The organism is Pseudomonas sp. RW407 (genome assembly GCF_003176655.1).
GTDB lineage: Bacteria > Pseudomonadota > Gammaproteobacteria > Pseudomonadales > Pseudomonadaceae > Pseudomonas > Pseudomonas delhiensis.
Map to the genome: position 1 here is coordinate 1,190 of NZ_QGSL01000029.1, position 4,505 is coordinate 5,694.

Annotated in this window: 1 protein-coding gene; it reads right to left on the reverse strand. The window is 65.3% G+C overall.

The features are described from left to right. Nucleotides 1-4,505 (reverse strand): Ig-like domain-containing protein (locus tag DK254_RS00890; RefSeq protein ID WP_218281384.1); only part of this gene is annotated, 4,505 nt, incomplete at both ends.

Genomic DNA, 4,505 nt, shown 5'->3' on the forward strand with positions numbered 1-4,505 from the left:
ACCGGATCATCGTTCACTGAGGTGACGGTGAGGGTGACGGTAGATTCGGTGGTGCCGTTGTGGCCGTCATCGATCACCACGGTAAAGCTATCCGGACCGTGGTAGTTCGAGTCCGGCGTATAGGTGTAGCTGCCGGTCGCGGTATCCAGCACCAGGGTGCCGTGGGCTGGCTCACCGCCGGATTTGACGGTGTAGCTCAGGATGTCTCCATCGACATCGCTAGCCACGACCTGCCCGGAAACCGGGGTGTCCTCGGCGGTGGTCTTGCTGTCATCGCTGGTCGTCGGGACGTCGTTCACCGAGGTAATGGTGAGGGTGACGGTGGATTCGGTGGTGCCGTTATGGCCGTCATCGATCACCACGGTGAAGCTATCCGGACCGTGGTAGTTCGCGTTCGGCGTATAGGTGTAGCTGCCGGTCGCAGGATCCAGCACCAGGGTGCCGTGTGCCGGTTCACCGCCCGACTTCAGGGTGTAGGTGAGGGCGTCACCGTCGACGTCGGTAGCCACGACCTGCCCGGAGACCGGGGTGTCTTCGGCGGTGGTCTTGCTGTCGTCGCTGGTCACCGGGACATCGTTCACCGAGGTGACGGTGATGTTGACGACGGATTCGGTGGTGCCGTTGTGGCCATCGTCGACCACGACGATGAAGCTGTCGTCGCCGTGGTAGTTCGCGTTCGGCGTATAGGTGTAGTTGCCTGTCGCAGGATCCAGGACCAGGGTGCCGTGTGCCGGCTCACCGCCCGACTTCAGGGTGTAGGTGAGAGTGTCGCCATCGACGTCGCTGGCCACGACCTGGCCGGAAACCGGGGTGTCCTCGGCGGTGGTCTTGCTGTCGTCGCTGGTCGTCGGGGCGTCGTTCACCGAGGTGACGGTGATGCTGACGGTGGATTCGGTGGTGCCGTTGTGGCCATCGTCGACCACGACGATGAAGCTGTCGTCGCCGTGGTAGTTCGCGTTCGGCGTATAGGTGTAGTTGCCTGTCGCAGGATCCAGGACCAGGGTGCCGTGTGCCGGCTCACCGCCGGATTTGACGGTGTAACTCAGGATGTCTCCGTCGACATCGCTAGCCACGACCTGCCCGGAGACCGGAGTGTCTTCAGCGGTGGTTTTGTTGTCATCGCTGGTCACCGGGACATCGTTCACCGAGGTAATGGTGAGGGTGACGGTGGACTCGGTGGTGCCGTTGTGGCCGTCGTCGATCACCACGGTGAAGCTGTCGTCGCCGTGGTAGTTCGCGTTCGGCGTGTAGGTGTAGCTGCCGGTCGCAGGATCCAGCACCAGGGTGCCGTGGGCTGGCTCGCCGCCGGATTTGACGGTGTAACTCAGGATGTCTCCATCGACATCGCTGGCCACAACCTGCCCGGAAACCGGGGTGTCCTCGGCGGTGGTCTTGCTGTCATCGCTGGTCACCGGATCATCGTTCACTGAGGTGACGGTGAGGGTGACAGTGGATTCGGTGGTGCCGTTATGGCCGTCGTCGATCACCACGGTGAAGCTGTCGTCGCCGTGGTAGTTCGCATTCGGCGTATAGGTGTACTGGCCGGCGCTTGGGTCGAGTACCAGGGTGCCGTGTGCCGGCTCACCGCCCGATTTCAGGGTGTAGGTAAGGGCATCACCGTCGACATCACTGGCGACGACCTGGCCGGAGACCGGGGTGTCCTCGGCGGTGGTCTGGCTGTCATCGCTGGTCACCGGGACGTCGTTCACCGAGGTAATGGTGAGGGTGACGGTGGATTCGGTGGTGCCGTTGTGGCCGTCGTCGATCACCACGGTGAAGCTATCCGGACCGTGGTAGTTCAGGTTCGGGGTATAGGTGTAGCTGCCGGTCGCAGGATCCAGGACCAGGGTGCCGTGTGCCGGCTCACCGCCGGATTTGACGGTGTAACTCAGGATGTCTCCGTCGACATCGCTAGCCACAACCTGCCCGGAAACCGGGGTGTCCTCGGTGGTGGTCTTGCTGTCGTCGCTGGTCACCGGGACATCGTTCACCGAGGTGACGGTGAGGGTGACGGTGGATTCGGTGGTGCCGTTATGGCCGTCGTCGATCACTACGGTGAAGCTATCCGGACCGTGATAGTTCAGGTTCGGGGTATAGGTGTAGCTGCCGGTCGCGGTATCCAGCACCAGGGTGCCGTGTGCCGGCTCACCGCCCGACTTCAGGGTGTAGGTGAGGGTATCGCCATCGACGTCGCTGGCCACGACCTGGCCGGAAACCGGGGTGTCCTCGGCGGTGGTCTTGCTGTCGTCGCTGGTCGTTGGGTTGTCGTTCACCGAGGTGACGGTGATGTTGACGACGGACTCGGTGGTGCCGTTGTGGCCATCGTCGACCACGACGATGAAGCTATCGTCGCCGTGGTAGTTCGCGTTCGGGGTATAGGTGTAGCTGCCTGTTGCAGGATCCAGCACCAGGGTGCCGTGTGCCGGCTCGCCGCCCGACTTCAGGGTGTAGGTGAGAGTGTCGCCATCGACGTCGCTGGCCACGACCTGACCGGAAACCGGCGTGTCCTCCAGCGTGGTCTTGCTGCCGTTATCGGCCAGCGGCACGTCGTTCACCGAGTTCACGGTGATGTCCAGCGTCGAGCTGGAGCCGGTGTTGGTGGTGTAGGTGATCTGCGGTACGGCGCCGTGGTAGTTGGCGTCCGGGGTGAAGCTGTAGCTGCCGTCGGCGTTGATGACGAGGCTGCCGACGCCGACGATGGTGGTGCTGGTGCCGGCGGCGATGCTGCCGCTGAAGCCGGCGACGCTGTAGCTGCTCACGCTCAGGATGTCATCGATGTCGACGTCGTTGGTCAGCACGTTGCCGCTCACGCTGCCGCTGTCCTCGTCCAGGCTCGCGTAGTTCGGCGCCAGTACCGAGGGATCGTCCACAGGGGTGACGTCCAGGGTGAAGGTGTGCGGAGTGCTGTCGAAGGCGCCGGCGCTGTCCTGCACGCTGAAGCCGAAGCTGGCGTAGGGCGCGCCATTGCCGTTGGCGTCGGGGGTGAACAGCAGCTTGCCGAGGTCGGCGGCAGCGATCACCTGGCCCTGGACGACGGCGACGCCGTCGAGGGTCAGGCTGCCGGCGCCCGGCAGGCTGTCGATGCGCACAGCCTGCAGGTGCTGGCCGGCATCGGCGTCGTTGAAACCGAAGTCGGCGGCACTGAAGCTGCGGCTGCTGTCCTCGGCGATGCTGTCGGTGCGGTCGGCGCCCTGCGGCGGGGTGTTGCCGCCCACCTGCACGGTCAGGCTGCCACTGGCGCTGCCGCCATGGCTGTCGCTGATCTCGTAGTGGATCACCACGTTGCCGCTGACGTTGTCGCCGGGCACGAAGTTCAGGGTGCCGTCGGCGTTGATGCTGATGCTGCCCTGGCTGGGGTCGGCTAGCACCGCCTTGCTGACGCTGAGCGTGTCGCCGTCGACGTCGGTGTCGTTGCCGAGCACGTCGATGCTCGGCAACGCCACGTTGATCGGGGTCTGCGCCTGGTCTGCGTTGGCCACCGGTGCGTCGTTGGTGCCGGTAATGGTCAGAGTGAGGGTGCTGCTGCCGGTGGCGCCGTATTCATCGGTCACCGTGTAGCCGATCTGCAGCACCTTCACCTGGTTCGCGGCCAGGCTGTCGTAGGCCGGGTCCTTGGCGTCGAACACCCAGCTGCCGTCGCTGCGCAGAGTGAAGCCGGCCGGCGCGGTGCCGTCGACGGAGTAGCTCAGCTGGGCGCCATGGTCGACGTCGCTGGCCTGCAGCTGGCCGGTGATCTCGCTGACCGGCTTGAGCTGGTTCACCAGCGCCTGGTTGTTCGCACCGTTGCTGGTGAGGGTCCAGCCGGTGCCGCCTTGCACCGCCTGGCCGACCGTGCCGACGACGCTGGCTTGCGGCGGCAGGTTGCTCAGCACCAGGGTGGAGTCGACGGAGCTGTCGCCGCTGTCCGCCACGCCGATCACCAGGGTATAGGTGCCCGGCTGGTCGAAGGTATGGCTGAAGGCCTGCGGGCCCGAAGTGCCGTAGTCGCCCACCGCGGCGACGCTGCTCAGCAGGGTGACGACCTGGCCGTTGACCTGCACGAAGGCGAAGTCGTTGAAGGGCGCGTAGTCCTGGGTGCTGAACGTCCAGTTGAAACCGATGGTCTCGCCCGGCTGCGTGGTGGTGATGGTCAGGGTCAGCGCCGAGCCGTCGGTAGCATTGGCGACGGCGCCCGGCTGCAGGCTGCCGCCTTCCACGGCGCTGGCGCTGGCGGCCTGGGCCACCGGCGCGTCGTTGCTGCCGACGATGTTGACGGTGACGCTGGACGGCGTGCCGTCCGCGCTCTGGACGCTGAAGGTGTCGGTGAGTGTCTCGCCCTGCTTGAGCTCGTTGTAGGCCGAGTCGGCGGTGTAGCTCCAGGTACCGTCGGCAGCCAAGGTGAAGTGGCCGTACTGGCCGGCGACGTTGGTCTGCTCGACGAAGGTGGCCGGGCTGTCGACGTCGGTGATGGTCAGTTGGCCGCCGGTGCTGACCGGGGTGTCGGTCTCGTTGACGTTGACCTGGGC